The 16,653-nt window shown below is 71.2% G+C and carries 18 protein-coding genes, 1 tRNA gene and 1 pseudogene; 8 read left to right on the top strand and 12 right to left on the bottom strand.

The features are described from left to right. The first annotated feature begins 12 nt into the window (after positions 1-12). Entirely contained in the window at positions 13-807 is a 795-nt protein-coding gene (locus PGH47_RS37160; RefSeq protein ID WP_271667080.1) for an ABC transporter ATP-binding protein, read from the top strand. Further along, positions 794-1,741 (top strand): ABC transporter permease, encoded by a 948-nt coding sequence (locus PGH47_RS37155; RefSeq protein ID WP_271667079.1) that lies wholly within the window; start codon positions 794-796, stop codon positions 1,739-1,741. The genes PGH47_RS37160 and PGH47_RS37155 overlap by 14 nt, the downstream gene beginning before the upstream one ends. A 91-nt stretch (positions 1,742-1,832) precedes the next feature. Here PGH47_RS37155 and glpK read toward each other — a convergent pair whose 3' ends face one another. Then, a complete protein-coding gene (gene glpK / locus PGH47_RS37150) occupies positions 1,833-3,347 on the bottom strand; it encodes a glycerol kinase GlpK (protein WP_271667078.1) in 1,515 nt (504 codons plus the stop codon). Positions 3,348-3,389: 42 nt separating this feature from the next. After that, the gene (locus tag PGH47_RS37145; RefSeq protein ID WP_271667077.1) at positions 3,390-4,157 is read right to left on the bottom strand and encodes an IclR family transcriptional regulator; all 768 of its coding nucleotides are present in this window, start codon (positions 4,155-4,157) and stop codon (positions 3,390-3,392) included. 149 nt (positions 4,158-4,306) lie between these two features. Between PGH47_RS37145 and PGH47_RS37140 the strand changes: the two genes are divergently transcribed. Next, positions 4,307-4,735 carry an ATP-binding protein gene (locus PGH47_RS37140; RefSeq protein ID WP_271667076.1) on the top strand — a complete coding sequence of 143 codons (429 nt, stop codon included), beginning with the start codon at positions 4,307-4,309 and terminating at the stop codon, positions 4,733-4,735. A gap of 60 nt (positions 4,736-4,795) precedes the next feature. Here the strand turns inward: PGH47_RS37140 and PGH47_RS37135 are convergent. Then, positions 4,796-4,869: transfer RNA gene (locus PGH47_RS37135), tRNA-Pro, on the bottom strand. Between the two features lie 173 nt (positions 4,870-5,042). On the opposite strand from PGH47_RS37135, the gene PGH47_RS37130 reads away from it, so the two are divergent. Beyond that, positions 5,043-5,984, top strand: coding sequence for an alpha/beta hydrolase (locus PGH47_RS37130; RefSeq protein ID WP_271667075.1), 942 nt, complete (start codon positions 5,043-5,045; stop codon positions 5,982-5,984). Here PGH47_RS37130 and PGH47_RS37125 read toward each other — a convergent pair. From PGH47_RS37125 to PGH47_RS37095, 7 genes are all read right to left on the bottom strand, one after another. Beyond that, positions 5,977-6,273: a hypothetical protein gene (locus tag PGH47_RS37125; RefSeq protein WP_271667074.1), complete on the bottom strand. Its 297-nt coding sequence runs from the start codon at positions 6,271-6,273 to the stop codon at positions 5,977-5,979. The two genes, PGH47_RS37130 and PGH47_RS37125, sit on opposite strands and share 8 nt — an antisense overlap. Positions 6,274-6,498: 225 nt before the next feature. After that, entirely contained in the window at positions 6,499-7,827 is a 1,329-nt protein-coding gene (locus PGH47_RS37120; protein ID WP_271667073.1) for an MFS transporter, read from the bottom strand. A gap of 128 nt (positions 7,828-7,955) precedes the next feature. Then, on the bottom strand, positions 7,956-8,906 hold the full coding sequence (locus PGH47_RS37115; RefSeq protein ID WP_271667072.1) for a VOC family protein: 951 nt from the start codon (positions 8,904-8,906) through the stop codon (positions 7,956-7,958). Next, a complete protein-coding gene (locus tag PGH47_RS37110) occupies positions 8,903-10,015 on the bottom strand; it encodes a 4-oxalomesaconate tautomerase (protein ID WP_271667071.1) in 1,113 nt (370 codons plus the stop codon). The genes PGH47_RS37115 and PGH47_RS37110 overlap by 4 nt, the downstream gene beginning before the upstream one ends. Next, complete coding sequence (locus PGH47_RS37105; RefSeq protein ID WP_271667070.1) at positions 10,012-10,755, bottom strand: 4-carboxy-4-hydroxy-2-oxoadipate aldolase/oxaloacetate decarboxylase; 744 nt, start codon at positions 10,753-10,755, stop codon at positions 10,012-10,014. The genes PGH47_RS37110 and PGH47_RS37105 overlap by 4 nt, the downstream gene beginning before the upstream one ends. Further along, positions 10,752-11,501, bottom strand: a complete 750-nt coding sequence (locus tag PGH47_RS37100; RefSeq protein ID WP_030966990.1) for a PIG-L deacetylase family protein — start codon at positions 11,499-11,501, stop codon at positions 10,752-10,754. Before PGH47_RS37100 ends, PGH47_RS37105 begins: the two co-directional genes overlap by 4 nt. Positions 11,502-11,563: 62 nt before the next feature. Further along, positions 11,564-12,214: a GntR family transcriptional regulator gene (locus PGH47_RS37095; protein ID WP_150498712.1), complete on the bottom strand. Its 651-nt coding sequence runs from the start codon at positions 12,212-12,214 to the stop codon at positions 11,564-11,566. A gap of 183 nt (positions 12,215-12,397) precedes the next feature. Between PGH47_RS37095 and PGH47_RS37090 the strand changes: the two genes are divergently transcribed. Next, a complete protein-coding gene (locus PGH47_RS37090; RefSeq protein WP_271667069.1) occupies positions 12,398-12,742 on the top strand; it encodes a cupin domain-containing protein in 345 nt (114 codons plus the stop codon). On the opposite strand, the gene PGH47_RS37085 is transcribed toward PGH47_RS37090, so the two are convergent. Beyond that, the gene (locus tag PGH47_RS37085) at positions 12,732-13,736 is read right to left on the bottom strand and encodes a LacI family DNA-binding transcriptional regulator (RefSeq protein ID WP_271667068.1); all 1,005 of its coding nucleotides are present in this window, start codon (positions 13,734-13,736) and stop codon (positions 12,732-12,734) included. The two genes, PGH47_RS37090 and PGH47_RS37085, sit on opposite strands and share 11 nt — an antisense overlap. Before the next feature lie 122 nt (positions 13,737-13,858). Between PGH47_RS37085 and PGH47_RS37080 the strand changes: the two genes are divergently transcribed. The 3 genes and pseudogenes from PGH47_RS37080 to PGH47_RS37070 all read left to right on the top strand — a co-directional run bounded on the left by PGH47_RS37080 (position 13,859) and on the right by PGH47_RS37070 (position 15,550). After that, a complete protein-coding gene (locus tag PGH47_RS37080; protein WP_271667067.1) occupies positions 13,859-15,019 on the top strand; it encodes a Gfo/Idh/MocA family protein in 1,161 nt (386 codons plus the stop codon). Further along, a pseudogene (locus PGH47_RS37075) lies at positions 15,016-15,351 on the top strand (Gfo/Idh/MocA family protein); the annotation flags it as partial. The gene PGH47_RS37080 and the pseudogene PGH47_RS37075, both read left to right, overlap by 4 nt. 13 nt (positions 15,352-15,364) lie before the next feature. Further along, positions 15,365-15,550 carry a hypothetical protein gene (locus PGH47_RS37070; RefSeq protein WP_271668302.1) on the top strand — a complete coding sequence of 62 codons (186 nt, stop codon included), beginning with the start codon at positions 15,365-15,367 and terminating at the stop codon, positions 15,548-15,550. Positions 15,551-15,574: 24 nt separating this feature from the next. Here PGH47_RS37070 and PGH47_RS37065 read toward each other — a convergent pair whose 3' ends face one another. Next, complete coding sequence (locus PGH47_RS37065) at positions 15,575-16,594, bottom strand: LacI family DNA-binding transcriptional regulator (protein ID WP_271667066.1); 1,020 nt, start codon at positions 16,592-16,594, stop codon at positions 15,575-15,577. Positions 16,595-16,653: the final 59 nt, after the last annotated feature.

Below are 16,653 nucleotides of genomic sequence, written 5' to 3'. Positions count from 1 at the left end.
GAGGTGACGACCATGGCCACCACGGCCACGACCGCGAAGGTCGCCGAGGACACCACGGCGGTGCAGTTCGCCGCCCGGATCGAGCACGTCTCGAAGTCCTTCGCCGGCCCCGCCGGGCAGCAACTCGTCCTCGACGACATCACCCTCGATGTCGCGCCGGGTGAGTTCGTCACCCTCCTGGGGGCCTCGGGCTGCGGCAAGTCCACCCTGCTCAACCTGGTCGCGGGGCTGGACCTGCCGTCCGCCGGTTCGATCGGCACGGACGGCAGGCCCGCCCTGATGTTCCAGGAGCACGCCCTGTTCCCGTGGCTGACCGCGGGCAAGAACATCGAACTGGCCCTGAAACTCAGCGGGGTCGCCAAGCCCGAGCGGCGCGCGCGGGCCGAGGAACTGCTCGAACTGGTCCGGCTGAAGGGCTCGTACGGCAAGCGGGTGCACGAGCTGTCGGGCGGTATGCGGCAGCGGGTCGCGCTGGCGCGGGCGCTCGCCCAGGACAGCCGGCTGCTGCTGATGGACGAGCCGTTCGCCGCGCTCGACGCGATCACGCGGGACGTGCTGCACGACGAACTCACCCGCATCTGGCGGGAGACGGGCGTGTCGGTGCTGTTCGTGACGCACAACGTGCGCGAGGCGGTACGGCTGGCGCAGCGCGTCGTCCTGCTGTCCTCGCGCCCGGGCCGTATCGCCCGGGAATGGACGGTCGGCATTCCGCAGCCGCGTCGCATCGAGGACGCGGCGGTGGCCGAACTGTCCGCCGAGATCACCGAAGAACTGCGTGGGGAGATCCGCCGCCATGGCCGGCACTGACAAGGGCGTCGACGTCAAGGGCGATGCCCACGACGACATCACGGGCGACATCAAGGTCGACGCGAGGAAGAACGGCGGCGAGGACCTGGCCGGGCTGGAGGCCGGGCTCGACGCCCTGGACTCGGTACAGGTCCGCCGTGCGTCGCTGCGCGAGACCCTGACCCGCAAGGTGCTGCCGCCCGTCACCGCGGTCGCGCTGGTGCTGGTGGTCTGGCAGGTGCTCGTGTGGGCGGAGGTCGTCCCCGCGTACAAGCTGCCCTCGCCGTCCGACGTCTGGGGCGAGGTGCGCGATGCCTGGCTCCAGGGCACGCTGCTCGACTACATCTGGACATCCGTCTCACGCGGACTGCTCGGCTTCCTGCTGGCGCTCGCGATCGGTACGCCGCTCGGTCTGCTGGTGGCGCGGGTGAGGTTCGTGCGCGCGGCGATCGGGCCGATCCTGTCCGGACTCCAGTCGCTGCCGTCGGTGGCCTGGGTGCCGCCGGCCGTGCTGTGGCTGGGGCTGAACAACTCGATGATGTACGCGGTGATCCTGCTCGGCGCGGTCCCCTCGATCGCCAACGGCCTCGTCGCGGGCATCGACCAGATCCCGCCGCTGTTCCTGCGGGCCGGGCGGACCCTGGGCGCGACCGGTCTGCGCGAGGCCCGGCACGTGGTGATGCCGGCGGCGCTGCCCGGCTATCTGGCGGGTCTGAAGCAGGGCTGGGCGTTCTCGTGGCGTTCGCTGATGGCGGCGGAGATCATCGCGTCCTCGCCCGATCTCGGTGTCGGCCTGGGCCAGTTGCTGGAGAACGGCCGCAACAACAGCAGCATGTCCCAGGTCTTCCTGGCCATCTTCCTGATCCTGCTCGTCGGTATCGCCATCGACCTGCTGATCTTCAGCCCGCTGGAGCGGCGCGTGCTGCGCGGCCGGGGTCTGCTGGTCACCCGCTGAGGGGCGGCACCACGACCGGCCCGGGGGTCGGACACCCAGCGGGTCCGCGGACGGTGGCGGACCCGCTGGGCAGACCCGTCGGCCCTGCGGGTCACGGGCGCTTGGGCGGCTGGATCCACCCCAGCGACCGCTCGACGGCCCGCTTCCAGCACTCGTACTCCCACTCCCGCCGCTCGGCGTCCATGTCCGGCAGCCACTGCGCGGCCCGGTGCCAGTTGCGACGCAGGACCTGGAGGTCCGGCCAGTAGCCGGCCGCCAGACCGGCCGCGTAGGCGGCGCCGAGGGACACCGTCTCGGCGACGAGGGGCCGTACGACGGGAACGTCGAGCACATCGGCCAGGATCTGCATCAGCAGGTGGTCGGACGTCATGCCGCCGTCGACCTTGAGCTGCTTCAGGGCGAGCGCGGAGTCGGCGTTCATGGCGTCGACGACCTCCCGGGTCTGCCAGCCGGTGGCCTCCAGGACGGCACGGGCCAGGTGGCCCTTGGTGATGTACGACGTGAGGCCGACGATCACGCCACGGGCGTCGCTGCGCCAGTGCGGTGCGAACAGTCCCGAGAACGCGGGGACGATGTAGCAGCCGCCGTTGTCCTCGACGGTGCGGGCCAGCGTCTCGATCTCGGGGGCGCTGTGGATCAGGCCCAGCCGGTCGCGGAACCACTGCACCAGCGACCCGGTGACGGCGATCGGGCCCTCCAGCGCGTAGATGGTGGGCTGGTCCCCGATCTTGTACGCGACGGTCGTCAGCAGCCCGTGTTCGGAGCGTACGACGTCGGTGCCGGTGTTCATCACCAGGAAGCTGCCGGTGCCGTAGGTGCACTTCGCCTCGCCCGGCGAGAAGCAGGTCTGCCCGAACAGGGCCGCCTGCTGGTCGCCGAGGGCCGCCGTGATCCGCACGCCCGGGAGGAGGGCGCTCGCCTCGCCGTAGTTCTCCGCCGAGGACCGGATCTCCGGCAGCATCGCGCGGGGCACGCCGAAGAAGGCCATGAGCTCCGCGTCCCAGGTCAGTGTGCGGATGTCCATGAGCATGGTGCGGCTGGCGTTGGTGGCGTCGGTGATGTGCAGGCCGCCGTCGGGGCCGCCGGTGAGGTTCCAGATCAGCCAGCTCTCGATGGTGCCGAACAGCACCTCGCCGTCGCGGGCGCGCCGCTCAAGACCTTCGACGTTGTCGAACAGCCAGCGGATCCGGGGCGCGGAGAAGTACGTCGACGGGGGCAGCCGGCAGCGGTCCAGGAAGAAGTCGTCGCCCGGGTCGCTCCTCAGCTCGTCGACGAGCGGGGCGGTGCGGGTGTCCTGCCAGACGATCGCCCGGACCAGCGGGATGCCGGTCCGCGGGTCCCAGAGCACGGTCGTCTCGCGCTGGTTGGCGATCCCGATGGCCGAGATCTGGCTCGCCTCGATCCCGGCGTTCGAAAGCGCCTCGGGGACGATCCGCTGAAGGTTGCGCCAGATCTCGACGGCGTCGTGCTCGACCCAGCCCGGCCGGGGGAAGAACTGCTGGTGCTCCCGCTGGGCGACCGACACCAGCCGCCCGCCGTGGTCGAACAGGATGCAGCGGGTGGACGTGGTGCCCTGGTCGATGGACATCACATACCGTTCAACCATGATCGGCCCTCCCTTCCGATGTGTCGCGGAGGTGCTGGGGGCCTACCAGCGAGCCGCGCCCAGGTCTCTGGAGATCGCGCGTGCCGCCTCCCGCAGCACGGTGATCAGGGCCGGCAGCGGCCGGCCTTTCGAGTCGCAGATCCGCTCCACGGCCCCGGACACGCCTATCGCGCCCACCACCAGACCGCCCTGTCCCCGGATCGGCGCGGCGATCCCGGCTTCGCCCATGCTCATCTCCTGTACTTCGGCGCCCCAGCCGAGGTCCCGTATCTCCGTGAGCGCCCGGTTCAGCTCCGAGGGGTGGACCAGGGTGTGCCGGGTGTACCCCTCGGGTTCCTCCTCCAGCAGCGGCTCCACCGGGGTCGCTCCGAAGGCCAGCAGCACCTTGCCGAGCGAGGAGGCGTGCAGTGGCAGCAGAGCGCCGACGTCGAGGGTCTGGAGGGTGTCGTCCGGCCGGAAGACATGGTGGATGACGAGCACCTTGCCCTCCAGGGGCGTGCCCAGGCGTACGGCCTCCCCGCTGCGGCCGGCCAGGGCGTCGGCCCAGTTGATGGAGCGCGAGCGCAGTTCGTTGACGTCGAGGTAGCTGGTGCCGAGGTGCAGCAGAGCCGCCCCGAGCTGGTATTTTCCGGTCGCCGGGTCCTGCTCGACGAAGTCCACGTGCTGCAGGGTCCGCAGGATTCCATGGGCGGTGCCCTTGGCGAGCCCCAGCGACGAGGCCACCTCCCCCAGCCCCAGTCGGCGGGATCCGCCGGCGAGCAGTCGCAGGATCGCCGCCGCCCGCTCGATGGACTGGACTGGGCCGGCCATGAGGCGATGGTAGTCCCAGTTTTTCCGCTTTGGGACTGTCGTTCGGTAATGCCGACCCGGATTCGTTGACCGGTGGATTCTCCTTGTTTAGCGTTCGATGACGCCTACGCCCCGACCTGGGGCCGGCAGGGACCGCCCGAGGAGGACAGATGACTGCAGCGCAGCTCGCCGCCGCGCCTCGTGGGGAGGTCGAGCACGTCTTCTCCCTGCCGCACGTCCCGGGGGCGGTCGCCGGCATACGGCGGCGCGTCCGTGCGGTGCTGGCCGACTGGAATCTGACGGCCGACTGCGCCGCCGACGTCCTGCTGGTGGTCTCGGAGCTCCTCACCAACGCCATCGTCCACGCCGTGCCGCCGGCGACGCTGCGGCTCTCGCGGAGCCTGCCGGAGGGGTGCGGAACGGTACGTGTCGAGGTGACCGACCTGGGCCCCGCGGCACCGGCGGAGGACCCGACCTCCACGATCGACCCGGACGAACACGGCCGCGGCCTCGACATCGTCAACGCACTGGCGTCCCGCTGCGGCGTCCACGTCCACACGGGCGGAACCAGCCGCTGGGCGGAGCTCCCGTCGGCCTGACGCCGACGCCGTACGAAAAGGGCCTCCGCGAGCCACTGCCCACGAAGACCCTTCGCACCGTCGGGACGACAGGATTTGAACCTGCGACCCCTTGACCCCCAGTCAAGTGCGCTACCAAGCTGCGCCACGTCCCGGTGCCGTCACGCGGCGTGCCGCGTGATCATGCAGGTCAACCCTACCTCATCGACACCCCCGCCCAGACACGACTCAACCCTTGACCCATTATTGTCGGCACCTATAATTGCCTACTTCAATAAAGTCTCCCTGTGGAGTGGCAGGCCCGTGGGCCGCGACCGATCGGAGCCGTATGTCTGTGCTGGCCCGGCCCTCGGTGGCCACCCTGGTGGCCAAGGTGATGCAGCGGGCGACGGTGACGGCGGAACGCCGTGCCGCCGGACGGGGGTCGGCCTCGTCCTGGCACGCGCGGTTTCCCGAATATCCGCGCAAGGTACGCGAGTTGACGATTCCGACGTCGATCGCACCCGCTCGGGTCACCGTGTATCTGCCCCCGAACACCGAGCCCTCTGCGCCGGTGCACGTCAACTTCCACGGCGGCGGTTACGTCATGACGCTCACCGAGGTCGACGACCCGCTGTGCCGTCTCCTCGCCGTCGACGCCGGGGCGGTCGTGATCAACGTGGACTACGCCGTCGCCCCGCAGCATCCGTTCCCGGCGCCGCCACTGCAGGCGTACGAGGTCGTCCGGTGGGTCGCGGAGCACGGCACCCAGGAGGGCTGGGACGGCGAGCGGCTCACCGTGGGCGGACAGAGCGCCGGGGGCGGACTCGCGGCGGCCGTGGCACGGCAGGCACTGGAAGAGGGCGGTCCTTCGATCGCCCTTCAGGTGCTGCACTATCCCCCGCTCGACCTTGCGACGAACGCCCGCGACAAGCGCGCCGCCATCGCCAAGCCGATGCTGCGGCCCTGGATGGCCGACGTCTTCGACACGTCGTACGTCCCGGACGTGCACCGGCGGGCCGACCGGCTCGTCTCCCCGGCGCACCCCTCCGACACCGCCGACCTGAAGGGCATCGCCCCGGCACTGCTGATCACCGCCGAGTACGACCTGCTGCGGGCCGAGGGCGAGCGTTACGCCGAGCGGCTGCGCGCGGCCGGGGCGCTGGTCGAGCACCACGACGTGGCCGGCTCCGACCACGGGTACGACGGGCTGGACGACGCCAAGGCGCGCGAGGTCTACGGCCTCATCGCCCGGCATCTGCGGGAGGCCACGGGCGGTCGCCTCACCTGAGGGCCCGGTCCGAGCCCGCCGTCGGGGCCGGGGTGTCCCAGCCGTCGGGGGCCGCCGCACCCACGTTCGCCGCGATCGGCGGGTCGACCGTGTCCCTGTCGTCCAGCGGGGGCAGAGCCGGCGGTAGGGCCGGGCCGGGCGCCGCCGTGCTTCTGCCGCCCCGGGCCGGCCCCCCGGACACCCCCGCGGCGAATCCAGCCGTCAACAGGGCCACTGCCGCCACCACCCACCAGGGCAGTCCTGCCTTTGCCATGTATCCGACGACGGCCACCACTGCGAGAAGTGCCACCACGTCCCCCGTCCCCCTTCAAGTTCAACTCACTTGCCCCCGACGTCCCGAGAGCCGCCACGCGTCACAGCGGGCATATGACGCAACAATACGCGAGACCGTCGTATAACCCAGTTCGGACCATCAGTACATATGAAGGGCCAGTTGATATGACGGACGCCGCTCGCCCCATATGACCGCGGCGAGCGGCGTCTCGACTCTCCCCCGAGGGTCGGCGTCCGTCGGTCAGTGCGCGCCGATCAACTCCTGTTCGCTGCCCGTCGAGGCCGTCCGCTTCGAGCCGCGCAGGGCGGCGATCCCGATGAAGACCATGGACGAAAGGCCCGCGAGGGCGAAGGCGGTGAAGCCCCAGTCGCCGTTGTTCGCGGCGAGCAACTGGCCGCCGAGCCACGGCCCGAAGACGGCGCCGAAGCGGCCCATGCCGGAGGTCCAACCGACGGCCGTGGCCCGGTTCTCGGGGCGGGAGCCGATCGAGACCGTCGCGTAGATCATGGTCTGTGCGCTGTTGAGGAACACGCCTGTCAGGAACACCACCGTGAAGGTGAGTGCCAGCGGCATGTGAACGCTGAGCAGGAAGACCCCGGCGGCCGTCAGCGCGAACCAGATCGCCGAGATCCGCGGGGCGCCGAACCGGTCGGAGGCGCGCCCCGCGACCAGCATGCCGACGATGCCGCCGAGGTTGAACAGGACCACGAACGTCAGCGCCGAGCCGAGGTTATAGCCCTCGCTGCGCATCAGGGTGGGCAGCCAGGTGGCGACGCCGTAGACGAGGAGCAGTCCGCCGAAGGAGGCCAGCCAGTACAGCAGGGTCTGGGTCCACTCGCCGCCCCGGAAGAGGTTGGCCAGGGCGTTCCAACGGTCGCCCGCGGCCTGCCTGTCGGCCGGGGCCGCGGGCAGTTCGACCTCGTAGCGGTCGGCCAGTGCACGCGCCTGATCGGTGCGGCCCTTGGCGACCAGGAAGCTCAGCGACTCCGGCAGGAACCGGACCAGCACCGGCACGAACAGCAGCGGGAGCACGCAGAACCAGAACGCGGCCCGCCAGCCGAGGGGTTCGACGACCCACAGGGCGACGTAGGCGGAGAGGATGCCGCCCGCGTGGTGGGCGGTCATCAGCATCCCGATGGTGAGCGCGCCGCGGCCGCGCGGGGCGTAGTCGGAGACCATGCTGATCGCGGTCGGCAGCAGCCCGCCGAGCCCGATGCCGGCGAGGGTCCGGCCGAGGCCGAACACCGCGACGCTGCCCGCCGTCGCGCACAGCGCGGACGCCAGCGAGAACAGCGCGACGCAGGCCACCATCAGCTTCCTGCGGCCGATCCGGTCGGCGACCGTGCCCGCCGTCAGGGCGCCGACCAGCATGCCGAAGGTGGCGTAACTGCCCAGGTCACCGGCCTTGTCGGGGGTCAGCCCGAGGGCCTTCTCGGCCAGCATGTGGGGCAGCACCGAGCCGTAGATGAACATGTCCAGGCCGTCGAAGAGGACGGCCAGCCAGCACAGGCCGACGGCCACCACGGCCAGTCTGCCGACGCGAGCGGACGGGGAGGGGGAGGAGGACACCCTTGTTTTCCTCTCGTGCGTTGTGCGCCAGACGCTAAGGAGCGGACGACTGAACAGTCAACACTTTTGTCAACAATCTCAGCGACAATCGAGGGCTCCTGGGGAAGCGCCTGGCGCAGGGGGCCGTCTCAGGCGACCGGGGGTGTCCCGTGGGTGTGGAATGACTCGATCGTCTTCAGGCCCCACGCCTGCCCCTTGGCGCGCTCGGCCTCGGTCCAGGTGATCAGCGGCCAGTCCGGGGCCAGCACGAGCCGGGTGAGCGGGTTGCACAGCTCGATGCGGTTGCCGCCGGGCTCGTAGACGTACAGGAAGAACGTCTGCTGGATGGCGTGCTTGTGCGGGCCCGTCTCGATGAACACGCCGGTGTCGATGGCGAGGTCGGCGGCGCGCAGGACGTCCTCGCGGGTGTCGGTCGCGAAGGCGATGTGGTGCAGCCGGCCGCTGGATCCTGTCCAGTCCGAGGTGTAGACGACGTCGTACGACTTGTCGGTGTACGTCAGCCAACGCGCCGCGATTCGGCCGGAGTCGAGGCGGATCTGTTCCGTGGGCCGGGCTCCCAGCACCTGTTCCTGGAACTCGGCGTTGGCGAGCACGTCGGCGGCGAGGAAGTTCACGTGATCCAGGCGCCGTACGCCGACGCCCCGGTTGGGTTTGGCCTGCGGCTGGTTCTTCAGCGCCGGCCGCAGCTCCTCGGGGGCCCGGTAGTACTCGCTCTCCCAGTACAGCGCGTGTTCGTGCCCGTCGGGGTCGGTGGTGAGGTACAGCCTGCCGAGTCCTGGCTCGTCCTCGACCCATTTGCCGCTGCCACCCGCGGCCTCGACGGCCTCGACACGGCGTTGCAGTGCCTCCTCGCCGGACGTGCGCAGGGCGATGCGGCCGAGGCCGGGCCGGTCGCGGGCGGTGAGCACCAGGCTGTGGTGCTCGTAGTCGTCGTAGGTGCGCAGGTGGACGGTCTCGCCTTGCTCTCCGTTGACGGTGAGCCCCAGGTAGTCGGTGAAGAAGGCGACGCTGGCGTCCAGGTCCGGGGTGAACAGCTGGGCGTGGCCTATGTGGGCGATGTCGCCGAGCGGCGGGGTCATCGGGGGCCTCCGGGGGTGGGTGCGGGCAGTGGGGCCGTCTCGGCGGACCTGGGGAAGACGGTGCCGTCGAAGATCTTTCGGGCGGTACGGACCACGGCCGTACGGCGGGCGGTGGGCAGACCCGTGGCGTCGGTGGCGAGGCCGCTCTCGATGTCCAGGAATCCCGTGGGGTGTTCGATGCGGATGCGGTCGCCGCCGCCGGGGAGGCGGGCGAGGTCCGCACCGACGCCGCCCTCGACGCGCAGCCCGGCGGCGACGCTCGCCGCGCCGAGCACACCGATCGACGTGTGGCAGCGGACGGGGATGAAGGTGCGGGTGGTGATCGCGCCGCCGTGGCGGGGCGGGGCGAGGAGGGTGAGCTTGGGGACGGTGGCGTCCGAGACGTCGCCGAGCCCCATCAAGTGGCCTGCCACCAGACGGAGTTCGCGGAGCCGGTCGGCGAGCGCCAGGTCCTCCTCCAGGTCCTTGGGCGTCTCGTAGCCGGTGACGCCGAGGGAGGTGGCGGTGATCAGTACGGTCGGCATGCCATTGTCCACGCAGGTCACCGTCGTGCCGTCCAGCGTGTCGCGGACCCTGCCCGTGGGCAGCAGCTTCCCGGCGCCGGGCGGGAACTCGATCACCACGGGAGCGGCGGTGCCGGGCACGCCGGAGATCTCGGCGTCGCCGGTGTACTCGACCCGGCCGCCGGGGGTCGGGAAGGTCGCCGTCGCGAGATCGCCGGAGTTGACCATGCGGATCCGTACGGAGGTCTCCTCCTCCCCCGCCGGGACGAGCCCGCGCTCCACGGCGAACGGGCCGACTCCGGCGAGGATGTTCCCGCAGTTCTGACGGGCGCTCACTTCTGGTCGATCGACGGCGACTTGGAGGAACAGGTAGTCGACGTCGGCCCGTGGATCGGACGAGGGTGACACCACGGCGACCTTGCTGGTGAGGGGGTGCGCGCCGCCCAGCCCGTCGATCTGCCGCTCGTCCGGGCTGCCCATGACGCGCAGCAGCAGCTCGTCGCGGGCGGCGGGTTCTGCGGGCAGGTCCGCGGCCAGGAAGTAGGCGCCCTTGGAGGTGCCGCCGCGCATCAGCATGCAGCGGACCTCGGCGGGACGCCGCGTCATGGCCGTTCCCCGTCCCGCGGTGCGCTGCCGCGGTCGTCACGGACGTACTCGTCGTACTCGTCGTACGACTTGTAGACCACCCCCAGCCGTACAAGCGTTTCCCGCAACCCGTAGCGGTCCAGGCCGAGTTGGCCGTCGAGGAAGGCGGCGCGGGTCGCGGCCTCCTTGGCCTCGCGGGCCTCCGCCCTCTCGACCGTCTCCCGGGCGCGAGCGCGGGGGACGACCACGACCCCGTCGTCGTCGGCGAGGATCACGTCGCCCGGGTGGACGACCTGGCCGTCGATCGCGACCGGCACGTTCACCGAGCCGCCGGTGGCCTTGACGGTGCCCTGCGCCGAGACGGCCCGCGACCAGGCGGGGAAGCCCATGTCCCGCAGCTCCTGGGTGTCGCGGATGCCGGTGTTCATGACGACCCCGCGCACCCCGCGCTGCTTGAGGGCGGTCGCGAACAGCTCGCCGAAGAGACCGTCCGTGCACGGGGAGGTGGTGGTGACGACGAGGATGTCGCCCTCGCCGCACTGCTCCACCGCGGCGTGGATCATGAGGTTGTCGCCGGGCCAGCTCAGCACGGTGACGGCGGTGCCGGCGACCCGTACGCCCTGCTGGACGGGGCGGATTCCCGGGCCCAGCAGCCCGGTCCGTCCCATGGCCTCGCTCACGGTCGCGACGCCGAAGCAGGCCAGCGCGTCGACGTCCTTCAGTTCCGCCTTCGGGGGGTCGGTGACGATGACGCCGCTCATGCCAGCTCCTGCGCGATCTGCGGGTAGGGGCGCATGTACGCCTCGGCCAACGTCCGGTGGGCCAGGCCCAGGTTGGGGCCGGCATTGCGCTTGAGCTGGACGCCGCGGCGTACGGCGAGGTCGGTGTAGTAGTCCCACAGGTGCTGCTGGGCGCCGAGGCACTCCATGGCCCCCCGCTTGGTGTCCCACACCTCGGTGATGTCGAGCAGGACCTCGGGCCTGAAGCCGCTCATCTCGGGCTGGTGCGGCTCGAAGTAGAAGACGGGCGGGGCGCCGATGATGTCGCCGTCGCCGGGGTAGCCGATGGCCTGGGCGAGGATCCGGGCCTCGACGGCCATGCGGTTGGCGGCCGGGTGGTCGCCGTTGTACGGGTCCTCGGTCGGGTGGGTGAGGACGACGTCGGGCTGTGTCTCGCGGTAGACGGCGACGAGCTCGTCGGTCAGCTCGGCGGTGGGCAGCAGCGGGTAGTCGCCAGCGTCGAAGAAGCGGACCTCGGCGCCGAGGACGGCCGCGGCGCGCTCGGCCTCGTCGCGGCGTATCGCCTTGATCTCCGCCAGTTTCCGGCCCTCGCGCCAGGCCTTGGCGGACTCGCCGCGCTCGCCGAACGTCAGGCAGGCGATGGTGACCTTCTCGCCCCGGGAGGCGGCCAGGGCGATGGCGCCGCCCGCCCGCCACACGAAGTCGCCGGCGTGCGCGGTGATGACGAGGGTGGAACGTGGGACGGCGGGCGCGTTGGCCTGGGTCATGGGTGCAATCTCCTAGCTGGACAGGTGGGCGCCCGCCTCCCCCCGCGTCCCGTGCGTGTGCGTCAGTCGCGCAACGCCTCGATCACGCTGGTGAGATGGGCGCGGACGGCCGCCTCGGCCGCCTGCGGGTCCCTGGCGCGGATCGTCTCGATCATGGCCAGGTGCTCGTTCAGGGAGTGCTGCGGGCGACCGGGCCTGAGCGCCAACTGGAAGCGGTGGCGCACCAGTTGTGCGTTGAGCCGCTCCAGCAGTTCCACGGCCGTGCGCTGGCCGGAGAACTCACGGATCCTGGCGTGCAGTTCCTGGTTCAGCTCGGAGTACGTCATCGGCTCGCCGTCGTCGACGGCCTTGGTCATGGCCGTACCGAGATCCGCCAGCACGGTCAGCTGCTCGTCGCTGGCGGCGACCGCCGCCTTCGCCGCGCAGAGTCCTTCCAGCACCATGCGGCATTCGGTGATGGCGACCGCTTCCTCCACGGTCACCACCCGCACCCGTGAGCCACGGTTGCGGATCCGCTCGACCAGTCCCTGAGCCTCCAGATCGATGAGTGCCGCGCGGATGCTGGCCCGTGTCACACCGAACTGCTCGGCGAGTTCGTTCTCCACCAGCCGCTGGGCCGGTGCCATCTCGCCGTGCAGGATCGCCTGCCGCAGCTGCGCGAGCGCATGCTGTTTGGCCTGCTCTCCGGTGCCCGGACGGGCTTCGTTCGGCATGTGCCCTCCCTGAGTGAGTGCCTGTCGAACGTAAATCTAGCCAAACATAATTGTCAACAATTTTGTCCGCCGTATTGGGCACACGGTTGAGGCTCGGCGGCGACGATGTGTCAGCCCGACCCCGCCGACACCGCACACTCTGTCCAGGCCGCTCCCTCGCCCACCCCGGCTAGGGTCGGCCGCATGACGCACAGCTTCGCACTGCACATCCCCGACGCCGACCTCGAACCCGAGCCCCTGGCCCCGGAGCAGATCCTGGCCGGGACGCCCGAGGTGACCGGAAAGGTGGTGTGGGAGTCGCAGGACGGCCGTCAGGTGCGGGGCATCTGGCAGATCACGCCGGGCGTGGTCACCGACACCGAGGCCGACGAGCTGTTCGTCGTGATCAGCGGCTCGGCCACCATCGAGGTCGAGGACGGGCCGACGCTGAAGGTCGGGCCCGGCGACATGGCCGTGCTGCGCGAGGGCGACCGTACGACGTGGACGGTGCACGAGACGCTGCGGAAGGCGTACTCGATCAACCTGTGAGCGGCGGCGCCGTCGAGCCCCGGATCTCCAGCGTCGGTGCGGCGAGGTGGAGTTCGCCCGCTCCGGTGGCGCCCTCGAAACGGTCGAGCAGGCATCGGGCCGCGCGGCGGCCGACCTCGTGGCTGGCGTTGTCGACCGTGGTGAGCCAGACGTGGCGCAGCCGGGCGATGCTCGTGTTGTCGTAGCCGACGACGGAGAGGTCGCGCGGGACCCGCAGTCCCGACTCCTCGGCCGCCGACAAGGCACCGATCGCGGCGATGTCGTTCACGGCGAAGACGGCCGTCGGCCGGTCCGGGCGGCTGAGCAGGCGGACCGTCGTGCGGTAGCCGCCCTCCTCGGTCATGTCGCTCGACTCGACGAGAGCCTCGTCCGCGAGGCCGTGCGCCCGCATCGTGGCCTCGAAGCTGCGCCGCCGCAGCTCGCCGACCGCGCCGTACCCCGCGATGTGCGCGATGCGCCGGTGGCCCAGCCCGATGAGGTGCTCGGTGACCAGGCGGGCACCCCGCTCGTCGTCGTTGGCGACGACGGCCACGCCGGGCAGGGCCGGCTCGCGGGCGCCCGCGACCACCACCGGGAGCCGCTCGGCGACCGTCCCGAGAGCGGCCGGGTCGGGCAGCGTGCCGACCACGACCAGGCCGTCGACCCGCAGGTCCAGGAAGGGCCCGGCGGGGTCCTGACCGGTGCGGCGGTTGAGGCGGGCGTCGGCCAGGAGCATGTGCAGGCCGTTGTCGTGCAGGAGGGAGTTGAGGCCCTCCAGCATGTCCACGAACCAGGGGTTGCGCAGGTCGTTCAGGAGGACACCGACCGTGCGGGTGCGCTGCTCGCTGAGGCTGCGCGCGGCGGCGTTGGGACGGTAGCCGAGTTCGGTCACGGCCCGCAGGACGGCTTCCCGCTTCTCCGGGCGCACCTGCTCCGAGCCGCGCAGCACGAGCGAGACCAGCGACTTGGAGACGCCGGCCCGGTCGGCGACGTCACGGATGGTCGGCGGTCTCATGAGGATGGACCGTTCCACAGGCACCCGCCCTTGTCAAAGGGAGCCGGAGGGGTTGACACCGGTCACAAAAGGAACCCAAGGTGGCCCGGACAGAAAATGGACCGGTCCAAAGAGGGGCTGCAATGGTGGACACGCTCGGCGTCGCCGTCGTCGGATTCGGCTGGATGGGACGGGTGCACACCCAGGCGTACGCCCGCGTCCCGCACCACTACCCGCAACTGTCCCTGCGTCCGCGGCTCCTGACCGTGGCCGAGGAGGTGCCCGGCCGGGCCGAGGAGGCCGCCGCGCAGTTCGGGTTCGCCTCGACGACCCGCGACTGGCGTGAGGTGGCCGCCGACCCGAGCGTGCGGGCCGTCAGCATCACCGCCCCGAACTTCCTGCACCGGGAGATCGGCGTGGCGATGGCCGAGGCCGGCAAGCACATCTGGATCGAGAAGCCGGTCGGTCTGACCGCCGAGGACGCCCGCGCGGTGGCCGACGCGGCGGCCGCGGCCGGCGTGCACAGCGCGGTCGGCTTCAACTACCGCAACGCCCCCGCCGTGGAGACCGCCCGCGAGCTGATCGCCTCCGGTGAGATCGGCACCGTCACGCATGTCCGCGTCCGGCTGTTCAGCGACTACGCGGCCCACCCGCAGGGCGCTCTGACCTGGCGCTACGAGCGTGAGCGCGGTGGCAGCGGCGTGCTCGGCGACCTCGCCTCGCACGGCGTCGACCTGGCCCGCTTCCTGCTCGGCGACATCGCCTCGCTGACCGCCGACACCGCGATCTTCGTGCCCGAGCGCGCCCGGCCGACCGGCGCCATCGCCGGGCACAGCCTCGCCACCGGTGAGCTCGGCCCGGTCGAGAACGAGGACTACGTCAACTGCCTGCTGCGCTTCGCTTCCGGCGCCCGCGGTGTGCTGGAGGCCTGCCGGGTGTCGGTCGGCGAGCAGAACAACTACGGCTTCGAGGTGCACGGCACCAAGGGCGCGGTGTTCTGGGACTTCCGCCGCATGGGCGAGCTCGGCATCAGCCGGGGCACCAGCTACCAGGACCAGCCTGTCAGCACCCTCTACGTCGGCCCGGCGCAGGGCGAGTACGGCGCGTTCCAGCCGGGCGCCGCGACGAGCATGGGCTACGACGACCTGAAGGTGATCGAGGCGTACCGCTTCCTGCGCTCGATCGCCGAGGGCACCCCGCACGGGGCGACCCTCGCGGACGCCGTGCACAGCGCCGCCGTACTGGACGCCATGTCCCGGTCGGCCGAGAGCGGCTCCTGGGTGGATGTGGAGGTGCCGGCATGACGGTCCGGGTGGGTGTCGTCGGCGCCGGCGTGATGGGCGCGGACCATGTGCGGCTGCTGCACGGCCATGTCTCGGACGCCGAGGTCGTGGCGGTGACGGACGTCGACGAGACGCGTTCCCGCGCTGTCGCCGACGCCGTACCGGGCGCGCGGGTGAGCCCCGACGCGCGGGCGCTGATCGCCGATCCCGGTGTGGACGCCGTGGTCATCGCCTCGCACGACTCGACGCACGCCGAGCTGGCCGCGGCCGCGGTGCGTGCCGGGAAGCCGGTGCTGTGCGAGAAGCCGCCGGCACCGACCGTCGCGGAGTGCGTCGAAGTCGTGCGCGAGGACGACAAGGCGGGCGGTGGGCTCGTCTGCCGAACCCCGCACCGCCCACGAGGGCCTGCACTTCGAGGCGACCGAGGTGGCCCGCTGCATCAAGAACGGGCAGTTGGAGACTCCGCTGCGCCCCCTGGCCGACTCGATCGCCGCCATGAGGGTGATGGACGAGATCAGACACCGGTGCGGAATCGACTTCCCCGGCGAGTAGCGCCACCCTCACCCGCCCGACGACCTAACCCGGCATGTTGTACGGCGTGACCACCTGAATCGCCGAAGGCGTCGTCACCCCGGCCGGCGGCAACGCCCCATGCGCCCGCATCACCACATGGCACGCCTCCCGCAGGTCCTGCCGCAGATCGTGATGCAGCACGACGGACAGCCGATGCTCCCGCAGCAGCCGCGTGTTGTCGTGGTCGAGATCGTGCGCGACGAACACCGCACACTCACGGCCCGCGTCCTGAAAAGCCCTCAGCGTCGCGATGTTGCCGCCACCGATCGAGTACACGGCACGGATGTCCGGGTCGCGTTCCAGCGCGGCCCGGACGAGGTCGTACTGCGTGGCGTCCAGCCCCTGGCCCTCGGCGATCTCGACGAGCGTGCGGTCCGGATGGAGGGTGCGCATGGCACTGCGGAAGCCCATCTCGCGCTCCTCCTCGTTGCGGAAGAACCCGCTGCTGAGGCTGGTCAGCACATTGCCGGGGCGGTCGCCGAGCCACTGGCCCATGAGGTACGCGGCGGTCGCGCCCGCGGCCCGGTTGTCGATGCCGACGTACGCGAGGCGCGCGGTGGAGGGCAGGTCCGTCACCAGGGTCACCACCGGGATGCCGGCCTCGGCGAGCCGGGCGACGGCCGCGGTGACCTCGGGGACGTCCGGGGCCTTCAGGATCACGCCCTGTGAGCCGCGCCGCGCGATGCGGTCCAGCGTCCGGGTCAGCTCCGGCACCGGCCCGGTCTCACGGAAGTGGAAGCGCGAGCGCACCACCGCCGGGTGCAGGGACGGCAACTCGGCCTCCAGGGCGGCGCGTACGGCGGTGGTGAACCGTTCGGGCGCCTGCACGACCATGTCGATCATGAACGTCCGGCCCACCAGTCGCACCTGGGTGCGCTGCCGGTCCAGGTCGGCTATCGCCTGCTGGACCTCCCGCACGGTGCTCTCCCGCACCCCTCCGCGCTCGTTGAGCACCCGGTCGACCGTGGCCTCGCTCAGGCCCGCCTGACGTGCGATCTCCCGGATCGGGAAGGGGTGCCCCATGCGACGGCTCCTTGAGGGGTTTTTGATGGATGCCTGCTGGTTGTTCGACGGGATTGTCA

Origin of the sequence: Streptomyces sp. HUAS 31 (assembly GCF_028198125.1) — a bacterium.
Classification (GTDB): Bacteria; Actinomycetota; Actinomycetes; order Streptomycetales; family Streptomycetaceae; genus Streptomyces; species Streptomyces chartreusis.
Note: the sequence above shows the minus strand (reverse complement) of the source record. Positions and strands in the feature narration are given on the sequence as shown.